The following is a 19,663-nucleotide window of genomic DNA, read 5'->3' as shown; positions in this document are numbered from 1 at the left end:
GGCCGCTCCTTTCTCATCTATTTTGCGCTTCTCGCAATAAAATTACTCTCCGGTGTTTCGTTTTGCAAGAACCTCATCCTTCAATTTTTCTATCCGGCGTTGTAATACAAAAATCGGTTGCGCCCACTCGGTGTCTTTTTTCTTTTTGCTGGTGATCAGCGTCAATTCTGATGGATCGTAGACGTCGGTGTTGTGTGTCAGCGGGGTGGTCATTAGATACTGTGCATCGGTGTTTTTCAGGAATTCACCGACTAGCTGAATATTGCGGATGTCCAGATGAGCAAATGGTTCGTCAATGAAGACAAAGCCGCCGGAACCATCTTCGGATTTCAGCAAACCGATTAGCAGGATCAGCGATTTCATCACTTGCTGACCACCAGACGCTTCGCCGTCATTCATACCGATCGGGCCTTTGCCGTCGAACTTAAATCGCACATGCAGGCCAGCTTGAGATAACTGGATGTCGTCATTCTCCAATTTGACCGGATCGGTATGGACTTCGATCCCTGCGAGTTCGCCCAACTGTTTGATGTTTTTGCTGTAAGTCTTAATCGTAAACCGCAACCGGTCCATGTAGGCAGCACGGGCATTAACGGTGGCTTCTGAGGCGCGGTTATTCTGGTAGCGACGTTCGTCAGTTTCTGCCTGTCGACCTTGCAGCAATGCGTTGAGCCGGACAAACTGATCCACTACTGTGGAGTCAATCTCCCAGTCTACACGCGCCAGATTATTGCCCAGACTACGCAAGCGTAATTCTATCTGGTGGACGTTTTCATGTTCTGCGACTAGCTGTTGTCTGTGCTTGGCGCGCTTCCAGTTGAGGGGTAATTGATGCCAGGTCTGGCGCATGCTGGTTAGCGTTTCAAAATGTCCTTTACGTTCATCTGCCAAGCGTTTTTCTGCACTACGTAATTGGGATTCTGCGTCGGCAATCGCGGCTTTAGCTTGTTCCCATTTCAGATGGGCGACGGTACGTTGTTCGGTCGCTGATTTAAGCAAAGGCGAAATCTCACCAAGGCGGCTACCGACGACGATCCTTTGCTGTCTGAGAGGTTGTATGTGATGGCTAGCCTCTTCAAATTCAGCGTGACGGGCGCTGAGTTCTTTTGCCGCATCGACACCGGCCAGGCGCGCTTTAAAGGCACTGATTTCGCCAGCAAGTTTGCTGATGGTAATCGTGAGCTGGTCCTCTTGCGATTGTAATCGTGGTAAAGAGCGTTGCAATGCCTCCAGCCTTTGTGTACGACCTGCACTGCCAAAACGATAGCGTGAAGCCTCGACAAACAGCGACCGACCACCACGACGTTCGCCGTGATAGGCGTCGGGTGTGATCCATTCTTGTGACTTGGATTTTGAGTCGGACTGTGATTTATTAAAACTAAGGCCGACCTCAACAGAGTCGACCATTTCAATACGTTGCAATTGCTCGATCAACCAGGCAGGGGCAGCGGCGGTGAAGTTGACTACCGATAGCAGACTTTTATCTTTGACCACCGGTGCGTGGATACGTTCTGGCACGATGAAGTGACCATAGCGTTGCTTCTCACCGACGCGATAGGCTGCGCTGGCATCACTGGCTTTATCCAGCAAAATGACCGAGGTGTAACCGCGCAAGACACCTTCGACCGCGCCTTGCCATTTGGGATCAGTCACTTCGACGATCTCCGGCAGCATACTGTGTGAAATGCCTGCATCGTTCAAAGCACGGCGCATATTGCGTACGTTCTCAGGATCGGGCAAGGTAGCTTTGCCTTGCAAGGCGGCGATGGTTTCCAGCTCGGCTGCGATGCGGTTAGACAGCGTGTCGCGCTCTTGTTTATTGCGTGATAGTTCGGCTTCTTTTTTCTCTAAATCGTCCGCAACGTTAGCGACGTCGGCATCTGCCTCTGCCGCAAGTTTTTGCAAGCGCGCTTTTTGCTCAAGCAGACTTTCTTGCGGCTTCAGCTTAGCGTTGATGTGTTGTAGTTTTTCGCGTAGCTGTGATTCTTCTGCTTCTAATGCTGCCTCGTGTTGCTGCGCTTCGGAGCGACTTTGTGCTTGCATTGCCAGGTTGCCACGGCGCTCTGACAAACCGTCTTCTTGCGTTTTTAATAGACGTTTTCCATTGCGCAGACTTTGACTGGTAGCAGACGCCTGTTGCAAGGCCTCGTGATATTGCAGCGTTGGCAAAATCTCTTCCTGCAAATCACGCTTTTCTTTATTCAGACTCTCCCACTGGTGATAATTGGCTACGCGCAGACGCAGACCTTCCAGATTGGTTTTTGCGCCTTCGAGTTCGGTCTCAAAGCGCTGTAATTCTGTTTCTGTATCTCGCTGGTGGCGCTTGGCATCGTCGTAGGCGTCCAGTACTTCTTTGTCACCAAATACCTGAAAAACCAAATCCAGCAATTGACGTGGTGCGTACTCACAGAGTTTGTCTGTCTCGCCTTGTTCCAGCGCGAGAACTTTGCCCATGGCGGTCGATAAGCCCGCATGGGACAGGCGTTTCCTGTAGCTTTCTACGCCCAGCCAATCATTGGCTTCCTGAATATCTTCGATCTCGACTTTGCCGCTGCGCATCAGGTATTGACGCTTCCAGTCGCCGCCATTTTTTTGGATCTGGCAAAACAGCGTGACCTCATCCTCGTACAGGCCGGACATGCGGAAAGGACGATTAGAAATCTGCGGCCCCACCGCGCTGTTATCCACTACCGCGCGTATCCAGGCAGTTTGCTGGCCAGAGTGACGGGCGTAATGTTTGTACGAGCGCCCCATTGAACATTCGAGCCCGAACAGGGTGCGCAATGCATCCAGCAGTGTGGTTTTGCCCGAGCCGTTTTGTCCGGCAATCGTGATGATTTTGGCGTCGAGCGGGATATTCTTGATACGTTGCCAGTAGTCCCAATGGACCAGTTCTAGTGATTTGATATGGAACATGTGGCTTATTCTTCTACGGAGGTATTGTTATCGATGACTGGCTCGTCAGGGTCTGCGCTGGTGGCTGCATCGTTAGCTGCACTGATTGGCGCCATGGGTTCAATCAGCGCAGGTGTGCGTACTGGAATTTTGAAGATGTCCGACAGCGCACCATTGATGATGCGGTCTTTTAACGTGTCGGTATCCATCATCAGATCGAGCAACGGACCTTCGACGATCAGATCGGCTTTACGCTCCACAAAACCATAACGTACAAGCTGGCCGAGATTCATATCCATACGGGTTTTTTTACCGAGCTTCTCGCCAAAGTCAGCTAATAGTGCACGGTAAGAAATACCGATGGAGGTATCTTCTGCGCGTGGCATAGGCTTATCTTTGCCGAACATATCGTTTTGATTTTCTTCGGCGAGTTGGTGTGCTTCTTGCCGTTCACGCTTAGGCAAAATAATCAGCGACCATAAGACAACTAGCAGCGCAACACCATCACGTGCCAGGCTAAAATTATTGTTCTGCCAGGTTTCTCTGGTGCCGAATACTTTGGATTCGCTATCACGGGTGAGTGCCAGCGTGACGTGATCGGCGTAGACGTTGTCGATAAACTTCATACCGCAGGCTTTTAACCGGGCATCCACATCGGCGCGAAATAATTCGTCCGAGAGGGCGCGCTTGACGAGCTTGTCTTCACGGCGCAGGGTTTGATGCGCGAGCAGGCGGGCGATCAGGAATTGTGCATCTTCTGTCATTCTTGCGTACTCGATTGGGTTGGAACTGGGATTGAAACTGGAGTCGATGCTGGAGCCGATGCTGGAGTCGACACGACTACTTTAGCGGATTGATTTACCGGACTTAATACCGTCAGGCTGGCGACTGACATTGCAGAAATAGACGGATCAGATACCCGCTGCATTTTGTCTTTGGAATTAAATTCCAGTGGTAGTCGCGCCAGGGCTGCGGTTGCGCCTTGCAATGCAGATTCGTTCACATCACCCAGCAGCGGTAATAGCGATGCACGATACGAGGCGATGGCAAAACTCGACGGCAGTAATAAATCCTGTAGCGGCACCGGTTTAGTAGCTTGCTGGTGTTCGGTGTTGCTTAGTTGGCTAAGTTGGCTTATTTGACTTAGGCGGTCTAAGCGATCCAGCCAATGATCAAGTTCCAGCAGCGCATCGCTGGCTTCATTGGCGATCTCTGGCGCATTCTCGCCAGTGGGCAAAATGTTAGCAACCGCGGACAGGCGATTGGTCAGTAATTCGCTCTCTGCTACGTCTATGATTTCTGATGGCGTAATAAACAGCGGCGTCATCGGGTATGCCAAGGCATCATCCGCCAGCGAGGCCAGATCAGGGTATTGCAACAACCAGGTTTTAATATCGGTAGTGGACAGACCAGATTGTCCGAGGTGCACGCGCTGACGTTCGATCTGGTTGAGCGCACGTGAAAACATACCTTGCATATTTAGCAGCGCGCTCTGGGCACGCCCGATCGCTTGCGCCGCTCTGTGCGTTGCCGAGTCGGCCCGGCTGTCGTTGGTGATCGCATGAATGATCTGCGAGCCCTTTTCTACCCAATCGCATGCGGTATGCCATTTCTGTTGCGCGGTACGGAGCTGGAATTCTGAGCCTGATGCAATCGCATCAGAAAATTCTTCCGTCAGTTCGATCAGGCGACCCAGCAGATGATGCAACTGCTCAACCGACACGCCACCGACCGCTTGTGCGCCTGCAACTTGGGTCAGCATGTAGCTCATCTCGGCTTCGTCACCTTGTTGCTCAGCCTGATTCTCAGCTTGTAATAAGGACGACAAGGCCGCCAGTACATTACGAGCGGTTGGTGTGATTCTATACACCGACTGAGCTGCATCCCAGGCCAACAGTCCATGAGAGCGCAAACGCGTGAGGATGGTTTCTAAGCGGTCAGGGTCAATATAGCCCAGCTTGGCATTGATATCGGCACGCGACAGCGACGGCGTGTCGACATCGGCAGCGAGTTCGCGCAACACCAGCAAACGCAACATGACATTGTTAAAGCCGCCATGGAATAAGGCAGTAAAAGCCTGTAGCAGCGGCTGCGCACGTCGCAAAGGGAAAATAGGAGATACGTCATCGGGGCTGATGCCCGGCCGAAAAAACGACTGAAGCGCGTCGTCATCTTCGCTAATCTGTTCAGTTGCTTTATGTGTATCGTGGGTAAAATTTTGCATGCCGCATTTTACCTTCTCGCGTGACAATTTAGTATTGTTAAGAAGTTATGTATTGAATAGTATCGTTATCCGAAAGAGCCTGGCTCTTTGCCGGGATTCGAGAATTTTATGGAAATATCATGGATATATACTGGTTAGTAGTATATTTTATTGTCCATGTATTAATTGGGGATTAAGTGGTATTTGACTACATACTCCCAAAAAAAGTAGTTTTACTTGAATTTTAAAAAACCTCTTAATCATCGCAGATCAAATTTTCTCACCATCAGCCACTTGCTTATCAGCCCAATCGGGCAATATAGATTGCAGCTTAGTGCCGTAAAAAACGCATTGTTCCACCGGAAAATCCGGCTTGAATGCGGCTTGCAATGAAATGTAAGAAAATAGCCCGTCGTCCGACCAATCATCAATATCGCAAGCTCATTGCAAATTCATCGCAAACCGACTGCAAATTCGACCTCAAAAAGGAAAAATCATGACTTTATATTCATCGCCTGCAACCAGCGTCGCTACTTTGGGTGGCGGCTGTTTTTGGTGTACAGAGGCCGTATTCCAGCAAATCCGCGGCGTGTTAAAGGTGGAATCTGGCTATAGCGGCGGCGCCAACCCCAATCCGACTTATGAGCAAATTTGTACCGGACGCACCGGTCATGCAGAAGTTGTCAGGTTGAGTTTTGATCCTGCGGTCATCAGTTATCGTGAGTTGCTGGAGATTTTTTTCACGATTCATGATCCGACGACATTAAACCGTCAGGGTAATGATGCAGGTACCCAATATCGCTCAGTGATTTACTTCCATGACGATGAGCAAAAAGTCATTGCACAGGACGTTATTAAAGGGATGAAAGCCGTTTGGGACGATCCTATCGTCACTGAGTTGACTGCCGCGCCGACGTTTTATCTGGCGGAGGCTTATCACCAGAATTACTTTAAGCAGCACCCCGAGCAAGGCTATTGCTCGTTTGTGGTAGCGCCTAAAGTGGCGAAGGCGCGCAAGCTTTTTTCTAGCAAGCTTATAGGTTAAGTTTATTGAATAAGCTCGACAAACCCTAGTATTCACACTTCACTATTACCGGTAGTGTCCTTAGCCTCATGTTCTGCATGAGGTTTTTTTTCGCCGCTGAGTCAGTGTGCTTTCGGATGCTAGCGGGATTTTTTATTTTTCTTTTGCTCATGCTGCTCGATATAGTCTTTTCTGACCAGAGACTTAAATTGTTTTGGCAGCCACGGCCGTGCAGCCAGCATAAAACTGATGCGGTGTTTTTCTTCAAACGGCAGCTTGGCATCTTCCTGATGCTGCTCTGAGAATTCACGGGCGACTTGTTTCAAGCGATTGAGCAGCGCAGCGACTGATTGCTTGGAGAGCATCACGTTCACCAGGCGCATGATTTCATGCTCGCCATCAAAATTGGATTCCAGATATTCCGCATAAGCTTGATCGCGGAAATTACTTTGGATAGGGCCATTCGGTATCCAGCGGAAAGTACGTGCAACCAGTAACTTTACCCGGTTATTTGGTAGCAATTCTAAAAACCCAATTTTATCCAGACGCAACAAATGTTTGACCACTTCAATTTCTGAAATGTCATAAATGCGTGTCATTTGCTCTACCGTCAGCAAATTCAGCGCCGATACCGCGACGATAAATTTTTTTGGATCGCTGATGATTTCTTTTTCCTGATCGAAGGTCAGTTCTGAGATTAAGGGTTCTTCATTCGATGCCAGCGCCAGATCGCGCAGGCTGATCTCGGTCGCTTGCAGGATTTCATCCAACCGTTGCAGCGTAAAGTTCTTTTGGGCAAACATCCGCTTGACGCTGGCCTCTGATATGTCAATCCGGGCTGCCAGATCGGCGTAAGTGATACTTCTGGCCTTCAGTTCGCGTTTTAAGGCATCAATTAACAGGCTGGCTTTGAGCATAAAATTCTCAACAATGTAAAAGAGTATTAAAAAATGATACACCAAGCGACCCCAGCCGCAACTCTTTGTTTATGTATTGATCACTTTCTTTGTTGACTTGATAATCCACTCCGTCGCTTAAATAGAGCTATGTATTTAGATACTGTTTATGGCGATCATTTCGTAAGAAACAGAGTCAGTCAGTATCTGTAGCGATTATAGAGAATTCAAGGGGGAAACAACATGGGATTAGAAACGATCATTTTTGGCGGCGGCTGCTTTTGGTGTACTGAGGCCGTATTTCAGCAAATTCGCGGGATTAAGAATGTTGAGCCTGGTTATGCCGGCGGACACGTCGATTTTCCTACATATGAAGATATTTGCGAAGGCGATACGGGGCATGCCGAAGTAGTGCGTCTGACGTTTGATACTGATGTAGTGAGCTTGCATGCTCTGCTAGAGATTTTTTTCACTATCCATGACCCTACCAGCATCAACCGCCAGGGCAGCGATGTGGGTAGTCAATACCGTTCAGTAATTTATTGTGAATCTGAACATCAAATGAAACTGGCGGCACAAGCTGTGATTGATGTTGCACCTAACTGGAATGCGCCCATCGTCACTGAAGTAGCGATGGCACCTGTGTTTTATCCGGCAGAAGACTATCATCATAATTATTTTAAGATGAACAAACACCAGCGCTATTGCACGATAGTGGTAGCGCCAAAAGTAGATAAAGCACGCAAATTTTTCTCAGGCAAACTGGTTGCTTGATTGAGCTTGAATGAGTTGCTTTACTCTAATCAATGTCAGGGCTGCAAGCGGCTAATCGCCCATGTCCCATCTGCATGTTTGGTATAAACAATCCGATCATGCAGACGCGAGCTGCGACCTTGCCAGAACTCTAGTCGCTCCGGCTGCAAGCGATAACCACCCCAATGCTCGGGGCGCGGCGGTTGTTCACCAGCTTGTTCCACGACTTCTGCCATGCGGGTTTCCAGCAACTTCCGGCTATCTACTTCTGCACTTTGTTGTGACGCAATCGCGCCGTGGCGACTTCCCAAAGGGCGGCTATGAAAATAGCGATCACTTTCTTCTGCTGACATCTTTTCTACTCTGCCTTCGATTCTGACCTGTCTCTCCAAGACGACCCAATGGAAGAGTAAGGCGGCATAAGGATTGACATCCAGATCATGTCCTTTCTTGCTCGCATAATTGGTAAACCAGCAAAAGCCACGTTGATCAAATTCTTTAACTAAAACGATACGGGAGGAAGGACGACCCTGGGCATTGACGGTTGCCAGACTCATCGCGTTCGGTTCTGCCACATCGGCGTTTAATGCCTGCTCAAACCAGACCGAAAATTGCTGTATCGGGTCGCTGGCGACTTCTGATTTGGACAAACTGGCATGCTGATAATCTTTACGTAAATGAGCGATAGACATGTTGATTCCTTGAATAATATGGATGCTAAGCAGAACATCATCGGTAAAAAATTATCCTCTATTTAGCGCCAAGTCGCTTGCGCTGTATCAAACAAACCGGATTGTTCTAAAGCATCTTGTAAAATGGCGAGATATCTATTTTGAGTAAATCCCCATGCAAGAACAGTTAGAAGTTGATTTTGAACGTCGTTTTGGCGGTATCGCCCGCCTATATGGCAGCGCGGGACTAGAGCGCTTTAAACAAGCGCATATTTGTGTGATTGGTGTCGGTGGTGTGGGTTCCTGGGTGGTGGAGGCGCTAGCGCGTAGTGCGATCGGCCAGATCACGATGATCGATCTGGACAATGTGGCCGAGTCCAATATCAATCGGCAAATACAAGCAACCAGCGAGACCATTGGTAAAGCCAAAGTCACCGCGCTGGCGGAGCGGATTGCACAAATCAATCCATTTTGTACTGTCCATGAAATCGAAGATTTCATCGCGCCTGATAATTTGACGCAGATGATAGGCGCTCATCAGTTTGACTATGTGATCGATGCGATTGATAACGTCAAAGCAAAAACTGCGCTGATCGCTTATTGCCGCGAGCATGCTGTACCGCTGATCACGATTGGCGCCGCGGGCGGGCAGACTGATCCGGGCAAAATTGAAATACGGGATTTATCCCGCACCGAGCAAGAACCTTTGCTGGCATTGGTGCGCAAACGCTTGCGCCAAAATCACGGTTTTCCACGCGGAGCAAAAAGTAAATTTGGGATTGATGCGGTGTTCTCGATGGAGGCATTGAGCATGCCCGAGACGGTAGAAGCGTGCGAGGTCGGGGATACGTTAGCTGGCAATCCGGGCACGAACAGTGTCGCTGCTGTTACTGGATTAAACTGCGCTGGCTTTGGGTCTTCTATCGTCGTGACTGCGTCGTTTGGTTTGATGGCAGTGGCGCATGTACTGCGCAAATTGGCTGGATTAGGTTAAGAAATTATCACATTGGATATGGGGTTTTTAGAATTTCTCCGGCGTGAATTTTGTAGGTATATTTAATATACTCCCCTTATTTTTATTGAAAATTGACAAATTGTCCAAGGAATATATGGACGCTTGAAATATACATGGTGGGAGTATTTATTTCTTCCCGCGCTGCGTTAGGAGATTTCTGGCATCCAATTCTGCGTAATTTCCTGCATAATTCTCCACTTGATCTCTTCCGCTAGTCGCTCGACCATGTAGGAATTTCGATCATAAATTTGAGATCGGCGGAAGGCACAAACCAGCGTTTGTGCCCTTTGCAAACGAAAGCGACTATCCGTCTGCGCCATCTGCTCAATCTGCCATTAGGCAGAAATTGCATTACGACTTACCAAACACCTCATTCAATTGCTGCGTCACACGGATAAAGGTCGTGCGTTTGGTCAGCTCCTTAAGCTTATGCGCGCCGACATAAGTACAGGCTGAACGCACACCGCCAAGAATATCCAACAAGCTGGCATCAACCGGACCACGATACGGGATCAGCACTTCTTTACCTTCCGACGCGCGGTATTTGGCAACGCCGCCAGCATATTTGTCCATCGCGGCTTTGCTGCTCATACCGTAGAAACGTTTGTATTGCTGACCATCGCGCTCCACCAGATCGCCAGCGCATTCATCATGCCCTGCCAGCATGCCGCCCAGCATAATAAAATCTGCCCCGGCACCAAATGCTTTCGCCAGATCGCCCGGTACAACGCAACCTCCGTCAGCACAAATTTGTCCGCCCAAACCATGTGCTGCATCTGCGCATTCAATTACAGCAGACAGTTGCGGGTAACCTACGCCCGTCATCTTACGCGTGGTGCAAACCGAGCCTGGACCGATTCCCACTTTGACGATATCTGCGCCAGCAAGTATCAATTCTTCGGTGATGTCGCCAGTCACGACATTACCCGCCATGATGGTGATATGAGGATATGCATCCCGGACTTTTTTGACGAAGTGGATAAAGCCTTCCGTATAGCCATTGGCAACGTCGATGCAGACGTATTCAATTGCATTTTTTGCACGCGTCATGACTGCTATGAATTTTTCGAAATCAGATTGCGTGATCCCCATCGAATAAAACGCAGTCGATTTCTTTTCTAAACCAGTGAAATAGGTCACCAAAGTGTCTTCATCATAATGCTTATGTAAGGCAACAGAAAGCTGATGCTGTCCTAGTGCAGTCGCCATTTCTAAGGTGCCAGTGGAATCCATATTGGCAGCAATGATAGGAATGCCCTGATACTTTTTGCGGGAATGATGGAATATAAATTCGCGTTGCAATTCAACTTGCGAGCGGGAAGTGAGGGTAGAGCGTTTAGGACGGATCAATACGTCTTTAAAATCGAGCTTGAGGGTTTCTTCAATATGCATTACGACTCCTGTGTCCGGTTGGCAGGCGCACGAAAACAGTCATTTCAACATTAAAATGACCGTAGAAAGTTTCGAGCCGTGCTTGAGTATAGTAAGTATTTGGCCGATTACCGATTTAATTTCGATATAGGCGGTATCAGCGATGACATATACCAAGAACCGGATTGGGAAAATGCGTTAATCCACGATGTAGGTCAGTTTTGCGTAAGTCTTAAGAGTGTATTAATAGCTATTTAGTGACAGACTCCAACACCTTTGTCGGTAAAGCCGCTGCCATCTACAGGGATAAATTCCCACTCATAGTTTTTGTCGTGGAGCGTTAGTTTGAGTACGCCTGCGGTCGAATTGTCACGCACTTCTGTGATCACTTTTGGGAAGAACATCGGCGTCAATTTTGCTCCGCCGGTGCCGACTACAAAACTACGTATGCCGTTTTTTTGATCGATTAATCCATCTGCATTCAACGGTGCAAAGCGCTCGTAGTCATGGTCGTGGCCTGCCAGAACGATATCTGCTTTTGCTTCTGCCAATAATTTCCATGCGGCCTGCATGACTGCATTATTGCCATGTCCACCAGAGCTAAATGCAGGGTGATGCCAAAAGGCTAGCGTGCAATGAGTTTGATGTTTATTGCTGAGCTCATCTTTCAGCCAATGCAATTGTACTTGCATTTGTACGCCTTCAATATTGCTGTTGAGCGAAATGATCTGCCACTGACCAACTTTGGTGCTGTAATAGCCGCGCTTCTCAGGGCCGGCAAGTTCACCAAAATAATTGTAATAGCCTTGCGCTGCTGGCATATCGTAATCATGATTGCCGGGAGAGGGGAGGGTGCGTGCTTTAAATTTGCCCCAGGTAGGTTCGTAGCACTTATTAAATTCTTCCGGATTACCGACTGGATAAGTATTGTCACCCAACGTAATTGCAATGGCTTTGCTGTCCGCGGCTAAGCCCGCTTCGATGATGTTTGCAGTTTTGGCAGCCATGGTGTCAGCTGCTGCTTTTTTTCTGCAATCGGCGATGTCGCCAGCCGCAAATACGGTGACTGTCAAAGCAGATGCTGGAGCTGTCGTTTTTGCTTTAGAAGTCCTGTTCTTGGACGGTAATGATTTTGGTTGTTGTGGGTTCTCAGCATTAGAAACATCGTCCTTTTGCACAACGTCGGTATAGCGAGCTGCATTTGTTGAAGTTGGAGCGCTGATAAAAGTGAGTAATAAAATCGCTGTGGAGAAAAATACAAATCGTGACATGTAGATCAATCTGAATAAATGAGATGACATTGATGACGTCAGCAAAAACCGCGCCAGCTGCGTTACAGCTTTAGTTGTACCAAAAGTATGGCCTTAGTGACTGCGCCTTGCTGCGACAATTTTGTATAAGTTCTATTTTTATAGCGTGTCGTTGGTTTGGCTTATTCGTCCGGAGCAGCATTTTACCCGTTTACCGTCGCTTGGTTTTTGTGTCCCGCAGTGTTGTTGCGATATTTAAATAAATCAGCCGGTCGATTAATCAGAGTTTGGCGTGCCGCAAGCGTAATGCATTTCCAATCACCGAAACCGAGCTCAGGCTCATCGCCGCGCTGGCGATCATAGGACTGAGCAAGATGCCAAACCAGGGGTAGAGCACTCCTGCTGCGATGGGTACGCCGATAAAATTATAGGCAAATGCAAAGAACAGGTTTTGCCGGATATTTTTCATCGTGTGCTGACTCAGGCTACGTGCTTTAAAAATGCCGACTAAATCTCCTTTGACTAGCACTACTTTTGCGCTATTCATCGCGATATCGGTGCCGTTACCCATGGCAATGCCCACATCGGCCTGCGCTAATGCTGGCGCATCGTTAATGCCGTCCCCCGCCATTGCAACAATTCGTCCTTCGCCTTGAAGTTGTTTGATGAATCGAAACTTATCTTCTGGCAGGACATCTGCATGGACTTCGGCCAGGCCGAGTTGCGATGCGACTGCTTTGGCGGTCAACGCGTTATCACCGCTCAGAACGATGATGCGAAGTCCAGATTCTTTTAACTGCTGAATTGCTTGCAAGCTCGTTGATTTGATGCTGTCTGCAACACTGATTGCGCCCGCTAGCACATCATCTAGCGACAGCAGCATCACGGTATGACCCAGACCTTGAAGTTCCGCAATGCGCTTATCGAGTTCTAGCGTTTGTATCTGGTGATCTCGCATCAGTTGCTGATTACCGAACAGAACACGTTTTCCTTCCCATTGTGCGCTGACACCTTTGCCTGTGATGGCTGCAAACTCACTAATCGTCGCTGCTTTTACTTGATGCTGTTTCGCGTAGCTGAGAATGGCATGCGCCAGAGGATGCTCACTTTGCTGCTCGATCGCGCAAGCGATCTCGATCAAACTTTGCTCTTTCACGCCATTGGTGGCGACAATTTGTTGCAATGTCGGCTTGCCTTCAGTCAGCGTCCCTGTCTTATCAATGACGAGGGTATCGATTTTCTCCATTTGCTCAAGCGCTTGGGCGTCTTTGATCAGAATGCCGTCAGTTGCGCCACGTCCAATCCCTACCGTGATCGAGATCGGGGTTGCGAGGCCGAGAGCGCAGGGACATGCGACGATCAGTACCGACACTGCGGCCATTAAGGCATTTGCCATGGCTGGCGCAGGCCCAAGCCATGCCCATACGATAAATGCGATGACTGCAATCCCGATCACGCCGGGTACAAACCAGCCTGATACTTTATCTGCCAGACTCTGGATCGGCGCACGCGATCGTCCTGCTTCATTCACCAGCTGGATAATTTTTGAAAGTAAGGTGTCATGTCCAATGCGCTCCACACGGATGCTGAAGCTACCTTGTTGATTAATCGTACCTGCGCTAACGTGATCATTGATTTGTTTGGTGACCGGAAGCGGTTCGCCAGTAATCATCGATTCATCGACATTTGAGCGACCGTCGACGACGACACCATCTACCGGCACGTGTGCGCCCGGCTTTACCCGTAATAGATCTTTTAACTGAACCTGATCGATGCTGATTTCAGTTTCTTTGCTTTCTGCATCAAGCCGGAAGGCTGTTGCGGGTGTCAGCGCCAATAAGGACTTTAAGGCAGCATTGGTGCGTGAGCGTGCGCGTAGTTCTAATACCTGCCCCAACAATACCAAGGTAATAATGACTCCTGCAGCCTCAAAATATAAAGGTGCCATGCCATCCATCAAAAAAGCCGCAGGTAATATTTGTGGCAATAGCAAAGCCACGACGCTAAATAAATAGGCGGTGGCAGTTCCTATACCAATCAGACTAAACATGTTCAGATGGCCGGATTTAAAAGAAGCAACGGCTCGTTCAAAAAAGGGTTTTCCCGACCATAGAACGACGGGTGTCGCCAGTCCAAATTGTAGCCAGCTAAATAAACGCATTCCTAATCGCTCGTGCAATTGCAGCGCAGGCAGCATGTCGCCCATACTGAGCAATAGTAGGGGAATGCTGAGTGCGACACTGATTTTGAAGCGGCGCGTCATGTCATCGAGCTCAGTCGTATCTTCCTCAGCGCTGGCTTCCATTGGCTCTAACGCCATACCGCATTTGGGACAAGTTCCTGGGCCGACTTGTTGTATTTCTAAATGCATGGGACAGGTATAAATCGCATCTTTGGCTACAGGTTTTTTGGATGCATCCTCGGTCTTTGGCGTCAGATATTTTTGTGGATCTTTGCTAAATTTGTTCAGGCAGCCAGCGCAACAGAAATAATATGTTTGATCCTGATATCGATAATGATGTTGACTGTCTTCCTTAACACTCATTTTGCAGACGGGATCAGTGTGTTGAGTGACTGAATTCTGACTCGTGCTCGACTCATCAGAATTCCCGCCACAGCAGGCGGTAGCCGAATTTGCAGTGGAAACGGTCTGCGTCGATTTTAAGCTACCTCCGATGAGTTTTTTTGCTTTCACAAATCCGTCTGGATTGGCATTGAATTTACTGATGCAAGATTGACTACAAAAATAGTAGGCAATACCTTGATATCGAGCCATTTTTTCTGGATTTTTGCGAACTTGCATACCGCACACCGGATCGATATAGTTCTTTTCGTTGCTCTCAACAGGAGTCGATTTTTGCTGCGCGGTAGTTTCTGTTACGCCGCAACATGATTTGCCCTGCAGATCATCAGTTTTTTGTGAGGTTTGATTCATCGCAACTACTCCAGGCTATTTCAACGTATCTATTTCAATTGGTCTGTTTCAATCTATCATAGACGCCGTACCCAACTACGTAGTCAAGCACTTTATGGAACATACTTCAGCTAGCTTTTGCACCATAGGACGTTTGGCGCGTGCCGCTGGAGTGGGAGTAGAGACCATACGCTATTACCAACGTCGCCAACTGTTGCCTATCCCACATAGCAATAGTTCGGGCGGTTTTCGTGCCTATCCCGTGGCCTTGGTGGATCGCATCCGCTTTATTAAACGGGCGCAGGAATTAGGTTTTACTCTGGATGAAATCAGTCATTTATTGCTGCTAGAAGACGGCGATGACAGGGTAGCGATACGCGATGTTGCGAATGAAAGATTACTGCAAGTACGTGCAAAACTAGCGGATCTGCAAAAAATGGAACACATGCTGTCGGGCTTAATTCAACAATGTGAGGCGAGTGCAGACGCCGCTAATTGTCCGATTATTCATGCTCTAGCGCACTCAAAACCTCACTGCTAGAAATCCATACCACTTGCTCTGCTCTGAGCGGTCACTGGCCACGTGGCGTCCGTACACATCGTCAATACATTAGATATTTAAAAATCGTATATAAATCATGGGTTTATCGAAATTCTTGTGGTTGGCATATTTCGTGCTGAAAGAACATTATTCTTTCCAAGGAGTACACCATGAATCCCGATTCGACCTCGCGCCCCGTAGTTAGCTTACAGCGATTTTTTGAATTGACAGCGACCATTTTGCTGGGATTTGTCTTATCTTTATTGATGACATTTTTCTTGCTCGGCAACGGCAAGATTGAACGACTCAGTTCTTATTCTCCTTGCCATTTACTACATGTCAGCGCATCGCTTCAGTGGTGTGACAGTGCTGAATGGACTGCGGAAATTTGCGCTGATGTACAAGAAACCAGCGGCTTCCTGCTCACTAAATTTCTATCAGCATTGGCTATTTGTACGCATGCAGAGCATCGCATTCCATTTTTTAGTTTGGGCGATGACACTCAGTTTGCCGTGTCCGGTGGGATTCAATTAGTGTCCGCTCATTTGTTCGCGGACACTCCGCGGACACAGCGCACAGTCAATCGAAAAAAGCTAATTCTCAATAAATCAATGACTTAGATCTGGCACGAATACTGCAATACATTAATTAAACACTCACATTACAAAAAATAAAATGATCCGCGATACTTCTGCTCAAGATTCTGTTATTGCTTCTACGCCGATCTGGCGCAGTAAAAAAGTCTATTTGATCTTGGCAATCGCAGCCGCGATCCTGATTGCGACTGTTGTATTGCTTAGCGCTTGGACTGGTAGTTCTCAGTCGGTCAGTGCATCCCGGCTGAGTATCGCGACCGTAACACGCGGCAAACTGGTTAGAGACGCTGCGGTTAACGGGCGCATGGTTGCCGCGAATAGTCCTACGTTATATGCCACAGCACCTAGCACCGTCACGCTGAAAGTCAAAGCAGGCGATAAAGTCAGTAAGGGTGATGTCGTTGCAGAACTGGAGTCACCAGACCTGAGCAATGAGCTTAAACGTGAACAGGCCAATTATGAACAGTTAGAAGCCGAAGTCGCCCGTCAGCACATCCTCGCACGCAAGCAAAAATTATTAGCCAGACGTGATGCCGATCAGGCCGAGATTGATCGGGTCTCGGCTGAGCGCACTTATCAACGGATTGAAAATGCGGGGCAATTGGGTGTCGTGGCAAAGATCGATTTTTTAAAAGCCCAGGACGCGATGAAGTCTGCACAAATCCGCGCCAAGCATGCAGAGCAGGCGACAGGTTTAGAAAATGAGGATGTTGATCTGGTGCTGAAAACTAAGAACAGCCAGTTACTGCAACAGCGTTTAGTCCGTGATAACGCACAACGTCGTGTGGACGATCTCAGATTGCGTGCGCCAGTTGATGGCATCGTTGGTACTTTGTCTGTGGCGAATCGTAGTGTAGTCGCTGCGAATACGCCGCTGATGACTTTAGTCGATCTGTCACAACTGGAGGTTGAATTAGAAATTCCAGAAACCTATGTCGCTGATTTAGGTCTTGGTATGAATGTAGAGATCACCATCAATGGCATCAATGCGATTGGTAAGTTATCTGCACTATCTCCTGAGGTCGTCAAAAACCAAGTGCTTGCCCGGGTACGTTTTAACGGTCAGCAACCCGCAGGATTACGACAAAGCCAACGCGTCTCTGCCCGCCTATTGATTGAGGAAAAGCCGAATGTCTTAATCGTCCCCCGTGGCCCTTTTGTCGAGAGTGAAGGCGGTCGCTTTGCCTACGTTGTCGAAGCTGGTGTCGCTACCCGGAAGCCGATCAAAATAGGCGCAACCAGTGTCACTTCAGTGGAGATTTTAGAGGGGTTAAAAACAGGTGATAAGGTCGTTATCGCCGGAACCGACACTTTCCAAAATGCGCAACGTGTCACGATCAACAATTAGATTGTCTACTCATGACCAGCTCAATATCAATATCAGTTCAATATTAAATCAGCATCAATTTTTAAGCCTAGCCTGCCGTCATCAGATATCAACCATTAGTTAATTACATCGAGAGTACAACTATGTTACGCATGAATAATCTCAGCAAAGTGTATCGCACCCACATGATAGAAACACATGCATTACGTGGTTTTGAAATCCATGTCAAAGAGGGCGAATTTGTGACTGTCACTGGTCCATCCGGCTCAGGTAAGACGACGTTTTTGAATATCGCGGGTTTGCTGGAAGAATTCTCCGATGGCGATTATTTTTTGGATGGAGTCAATGTTAAGGGCATGAATGACAATGACCGTTCGCGCTTACGGAATGAGAAGTTAGGATTTATCTTTCAAGGCTTCAATCTGATCCCTGATCTAAGTTTGTTTGATAACGTCGATGTCCCACTGCGTTACCGTGGTTTTAATGCGGCTGAACGTAAGCGCCGGATTGAAGAGGCGCTCACACAAGTTGGTCTGGCCTCCCGTATGAAACATTATCCAGCCGAGCTTTCTGGCGGTCAGCAACAACGGGTTGCAATTGCCCGTGCTCTGGCTGGCTCCCCCAAATTACTGTTAGCTGATGAACCGACCGGTAATCTGGATACCCATATGGCACGCAGTGTGATGGAGTTGCTGGAAGAAATTAACGCACGCGGTACAACCATACTGATGGTGACTCATGACCCTGAACTGGCAGTTAGAGCGCAGCGCAATGTACATATTATTGATGGCCAGGTATCCGATCTGATACGTCAATCGCCATCGCTGTATCAGACTGAATCAGAGTCCGCCAGTAACTCAATCGCTGCCTAGGAAATGCCATGATTCAATATTATTTTTTTCTGGGTATCCGCAGCCTGCGACGTAATCCGGTATTGACAAGTTTGATGGTGTTAACGCTGGCAATCGGGGTCGCGGCGAGCGTGTCTACGCTGACGATTTTGCACATGATGTCAACTGATCCTATCCCCTCAAAAAGCGATCGCCTGTTTGTGCCTGTCATGGACAACTCTCCGTTGGAAGGTTATGTCCCAGGTGCGCCGATTGAGGAAACGCAATTATCTTATCCTGATGTAACCAATTTTTTAAAAGCGGATCAGGGCGTGCGACGTGCGGCGGTGTATGGCGTTCAAATGACATTAGAGCCATCCAGACCAGATTTACGTGTTGCCGATATTCAGGGACTTGCCGTCAGCGCCGACTATTTTGCTATGTTTGAAGTTCCTTTTTCTCAAGGTCAGGGTTGGACTAACGCAGAAGAAAAAAATGCAGCCAAAGTCGTTGTATTGAGCCAGACCTTAAGCGAAAAATTGTTCGGAAAAGAGAGCGCACTTGGCAAGCGCTTACGTATGCAAAATAATGAATATCAAGTGATCGGCGTCTTGGGTAAATGGAATCCCTTACCCCGCTTTACCCATTTGATCAACGGTAGCGGAGGAAGTTTTAAAGGGGAAGATGAGTTTTATATTCCTTTCAATACAGCAGCCGTAGTCGAGATAGGACCAAGTGGGTCTATGTGGTGTCACGGTCCTATGGGTGCTGGCTTTAAGGGAATCCTTGCCTCTGATTGCACTTGGCTACAATTTTGGTTTGAAACAGCAACAGCCTCAGATCATACCAAGCTACTTAATTACCTGAATGCTTACACCGCAGATCAAAAGAAAGTAGGCCGCTATCCTCGTGGCGCACCGAATCTTTTGTTGAACGTAAAAGAGTGGATGAGCTTTCTGAAAATTGTAAGGGACGATAGTAAATTATCTGCATGGCTGGCATTTGGATTCTTATTACTCTGCCTGGTGAATACCGCCGGATTATTACTGGCAAAATTTTCTGTGCGATCGTCGGAGGTTGGAGTGCGCAGGGCGCTTGGTGCTAGTCGGGCAGATATTTTTATGCAGTTTTTTATTGAGACCGGTGTGATTGGTTTAGTTGGTGGTCTTTTTGGATTAGTTTTAAGTTTCGGCGGACTTTGGCTGATCTCAAGACAGTCGGGTGAGATGGCAGTGCTGGCGAAGATGGACTGGAATATGCTAGTTTTGACCTTCATCCTCGCTGTGAGTGCCAGTGTGCTGGCAGGCTTACTCCCGACCTGGCGCGCATGTCAGGTGACGCCAGCGCTACAACTTAAATCCCAATAATAGTAAAGAG

Annotated in this window: 16 protein-coding genes; 8 read left to right on the top strand and 8 right to left on the bottom strand. The window is 48.2% G+C overall.

All coding sequences use genetic code 11. From position 1 onward, the window contains the following. Positions 1-42: 42 nt before the first annotated feature. Genes QN395_RS17725 through QN395_RS17715 form a run of 3 tightly spaced genes read right to left on the bottom strand, consistent with a single transcriptional unit; the run spans position 43 to position 5,119 of the window. Positions 43-2,916 carry an ATP-binding protein gene (locus tag QN395_RS17725; protein ID WP_323492472.1) on the bottom strand — a complete coding sequence of 958 codons (2,874 nt, stop codon included), beginning with the start codon at positions 2,914-2,916 and terminating at the stop codon, positions 43-45. A 5-nt stretch (positions 2,917-2,921) separates the two neighbouring features. After that, positions 2,922-3,659 (bottom strand): hypothetical protein, encoded by a 738-nt coding sequence (locus tag QN395_RS17720; protein WP_322117828.1) that lies wholly within the window; start codon positions 3,657-3,659, stop codon positions 2,922-2,924. Next, positions 3,656-5,119, bottom strand: coding sequence for a hypothetical protein (locus tag QN395_RS17715; protein ID WP_322117829.1), 1,464 nt, complete (start codon positions 5,117-5,119; stop codon positions 3,656-3,658). The genes QN395_RS17720 and QN395_RS17715 overlap by 4 nt, the downstream gene beginning before the upstream one ends. Positions 5,120-5,594: 475 nt before the next feature. Between QN395_RS17715 and msrA (QN395_RS17710) the strand changes: the two genes are divergently transcribed. Continuing rightward, on the top strand, positions 5,595-6,143 hold the full coding sequence (gene msrA, locus QN395_RS17710; RefSeq protein ID WP_322117830.1) for a peptide-methionine (S)-S-oxide reductase MsrA: 549 nt from the start codon (positions 5,595-5,597) through the stop codon (positions 6,141-6,143). Between the two features lie 119 nt (positions 6,144-6,262). Here the strand turns inward: msrA (QN395_RS17710) and QN395_RS17705 are convergent, their stop codons facing one another. Further along, entirely contained in the window at positions 6,263-7,039 is a 777-nt protein-coding gene (locus QN395_RS17705) for a helix-turn-helix transcriptional regulator (RefSeq protein WP_323492471.1), read from the bottom strand. 222 nt (positions 7,040-7,261) lie between these two features. On the opposite strand from QN395_RS17705, the gene msrA (QN395_RS17700) reads away from it, so the two are divergent. Continuing rightward, positions 7,262-7,792, top strand: coding sequence for a peptide-methionine (S)-S-oxide reductase MsrA (gene msrA, locus QN395_RS17700; protein WP_322117832.1), 531 nt, complete (start codon positions 7,262-7,264; stop codon positions 7,790-7,792). A gap of 35 nt (positions 7,793-7,827) precedes the next feature. Here msrA (QN395_RS17700) and pdxH read toward each other — a convergent pair whose 3' ends face one another. Then, complete coding sequence (pdxH, locus tag QN395_RS17695) at positions 7,828-8,463, bottom strand: pyridoxamine 5'-phosphate oxidase (protein WP_322117833.1); 636 nt, start codon at positions 8,461-8,463, stop codon at positions 7,828-7,830. Positions 8,464-8,617: 154 nt separating this feature from the next. Here pdxH and tcdA point away from each other — a divergent pair, with 154 nt between their 5' ends. Further along, positions 8,618-9,436, top strand: a complete 819-nt coding sequence (gene tcdA, locus QN395_RS17690) for a tRNA cyclic N6-threonylcarbamoyladenosine(37) synthase TcdA (protein WP_322117834.1) — start codon at positions 8,618-8,620, stop codon at positions 9,434-9,436. A 372-nt stretch (positions 9,437-9,808) separates the two neighbouring features. Here tcdA and QN395_RS17685 read toward each other — a convergent pair whose 3' ends face one another. The 3 genes from QN395_RS17685 to QN395_RS17675 all read right to left on the bottom strand — a co-directional run bounded on the left by QN395_RS17685 (position 9,809) and on the right by QN395_RS17675 (position 15,013). Continuing rightward, positions 9,809-10,849, bottom strand: coding sequence for a GMP reductase (locus QN395_RS17685; protein WP_322117835.1), 1,041 nt, complete (start codon positions 10,847-10,849; stop codon positions 9,809-9,811). 233 nt (positions 10,850-11,082) lie between these two features. Further along, positions 11,083-12,099 carry a metallophosphoesterase family protein gene (locus tag QN395_RS17680; protein WP_322117836.1) on the bottom strand — a complete coding sequence of 339 codons (1,017 nt, stop codon included), beginning with the start codon at positions 12,097-12,099 and terminating at the stop codon, positions 11,083-11,085. A gap of 259 nt (positions 12,100-12,358) precedes the next feature. Next, complete coding sequence (locus QN395_RS17675) at positions 12,359-15,013, bottom strand: heavy metal translocating P-type ATPase (RefSeq protein WP_323492470.1); 2,655 nt, start codon at positions 15,011-15,013, stop codon at positions 12,359-12,361. 94 nt (positions 15,014-15,107) lie between these two features. Here QN395_RS17675 and QN395_RS17670 point away from each other — a divergent pair, with 94 nt between their 5' ends. The 5 genes from QN395_RS17670 to QN395_RS17650 all read left to right on the top strand — a co-directional run bounded on the left by QN395_RS17670 (position 15,108) and on the right by QN395_RS17650 (position 19,653). Then, positions 15,108-15,533 (top strand): MerR family transcriptional regulator, encoded by a 426-nt coding sequence (locus tag QN395_RS17670; protein WP_322117838.1) that lies wholly within the window; start codon positions 15,108-15,110, stop codon positions 15,531-15,533. 170 nt (positions 15,534-15,703) lie between these two features. Further along, on the top strand, positions 15,704-16,153 hold the full coding sequence (locus tag QN395_RS17665) for a hypothetical protein (RefSeq protein WP_322117839.1): 450 nt from the start codon (positions 15,704-15,706) through the stop codon (positions 16,151-16,153). Positions 16,154-16,208: 55 nt separating this feature from the next. Further along, on the top strand, positions 16,209-17,477 hold the full coding sequence (locus tag QN395_RS17660; RefSeq protein ID WP_322117840.1) for an efflux RND transporter periplasmic adaptor subunit: 1,269 nt from the start codon (positions 16,209-16,211) through the stop codon (positions 17,475-17,477). Positions 17,478-17,599: 122 nt separating this feature from the next. Then, a complete protein-coding gene (locus QN395_RS17655; RefSeq protein ID WP_322117841.1) occupies positions 17,600-18,328 on the top strand; it encodes an ABC transporter ATP-binding protein in 729 nt (242 codons plus the stop codon). An 8-nt stretch (positions 18,329-18,336) separates the two neighbouring features. Next, positions 18,337-19,653 carry an ABC transporter permease gene (locus tag QN395_RS17650; protein WP_322117842.1) on the top strand — a complete coding sequence of 439 codons (1,317 nt, stop codon included), beginning with the start codon at positions 18,337-18,339 and terminating at the stop codon, positions 19,651-19,653. Positions 19,654-19,663 lie beyond the last annotated feature (10 nt).

It is taken from the genome of Undibacterium sp. RTI2.2 (genome assembly GCF_035018705.1).
Lineage (GTDB): Bacteria > Pseudomonadota > Gammaproteobacteria > Burkholderiales > Burkholderiaceae_D > Undibacterium.
This window is presented reverse-complemented; position numbering and strand designations above follow the sequence as displayed.

Excerpts from the sequence above, each read along its gene's own strand:
- pdxH (WP_322117833.1), bottom strand. The coding sequence starts at position 8,463 with ATGTCTATCGCTCATTTACGTAAAGATTATCAGCATGCCAGTTTGTCC.
- QN395_RS17705 (WP_323492471.1), bottom strand. The coding sequence starts at position 7,039 with ATGCTCAAAGCCAGCCTGTTAATTGATGCCTTAAAACGCGAACTGAAG.
- QN395_RS17665 (WP_322117839.1), top strand. The coding sequence starts at position 15,704 with ATGAATCCCGATTCGACCTCGCGCCCCGTAGTTAGCTTACAGCGATTT.
- QN395_RS17670 (WP_322117838.1), top strand. The coding sequence starts at position 15,108 with ATGGAACATACTTCAGCTAGCTTTTGCACCATAGGACGTTTGGCGCGT.
- QN395_RS17725 (WP_323492472.1), bottom strand. The coding sequence starts at position 2,916 with ATGTTCCATATCAAATCACTAGAACTGGTCCATTGGGACTACTGGCAA.
- QN395_RS17655 (WP_322117841.1), top strand. The coding sequence starts at position 17,600 with ATGTTACGCATGAATAATCTCAGCAAAGTGTATCGCACCCACATGATA.
- QN395_RS17675 (WP_323492470.1), bottom strand. The coding sequence starts at position 15,013 with ATGAATCAAACCTCACAAAAAACTGATGATCTGCAGGGCAAATCATGT.
- msrA (WP_322117830.1), top strand. The coding sequence starts at position 5,595 with ATGACTTTATATTCATCGCCTGCAACCAGCGTCGCTACTTTGGGTGGC.
- msrA (WP_322117832.1), top strand. The coding sequence starts at position 7,262 with ATGGGATTAGAAACGATCATTTTTGGCGGCGGCTGCTTTTGGTGTACT.
- QN395_RS17685 (WP_322117835.1), bottom strand. The coding sequence starts at position 10,849 with ATGCATATTGAAGAAACCCTCAAGCTCGATTTTAAAGACGTATTGATC.
- QN395_RS17720 (WP_322117828.1), bottom strand. The coding sequence starts at position 3,659 with ATGACAGAAGATGCACAATTCCTGATCGCCCGCCTGCTCGCGCATCAA.
- QN395_RS17660 (WP_322117840.1), top strand. The coding sequence starts at position 16,209 with ATGATCCGCGATACTTCTGCTCAAGATTCTGTTATTGCTTCTACGCCG.
- tcdA (WP_322117834.1), top strand. The coding sequence starts at position 8,618 with ATGCAAGAACAGTTAGAAGTTGATTTTGAACGTCGTTTTGGCGGTATC.
- QN395_RS17680 (WP_322117836.1), bottom strand. The coding sequence starts at position 12,099 with ATGTCACGATTTGTATTTTTCTCCACAGCGATTTTATTACTCACTTTT.
- QN395_RS17715 (WP_322117829.1), bottom strand. The coding sequence starts at position 5,119 with ATGCAAAATTTTACCCACGATACACATAAAGCAACTGAACAGATTAGC.
- QN395_RS17650 (WP_322117842.1), top strand. The coding sequence starts at position 18,337 with ATGATTCAATATTATTTTTTTCTGGGTATCCGCAGCCTGCGACGTAAT.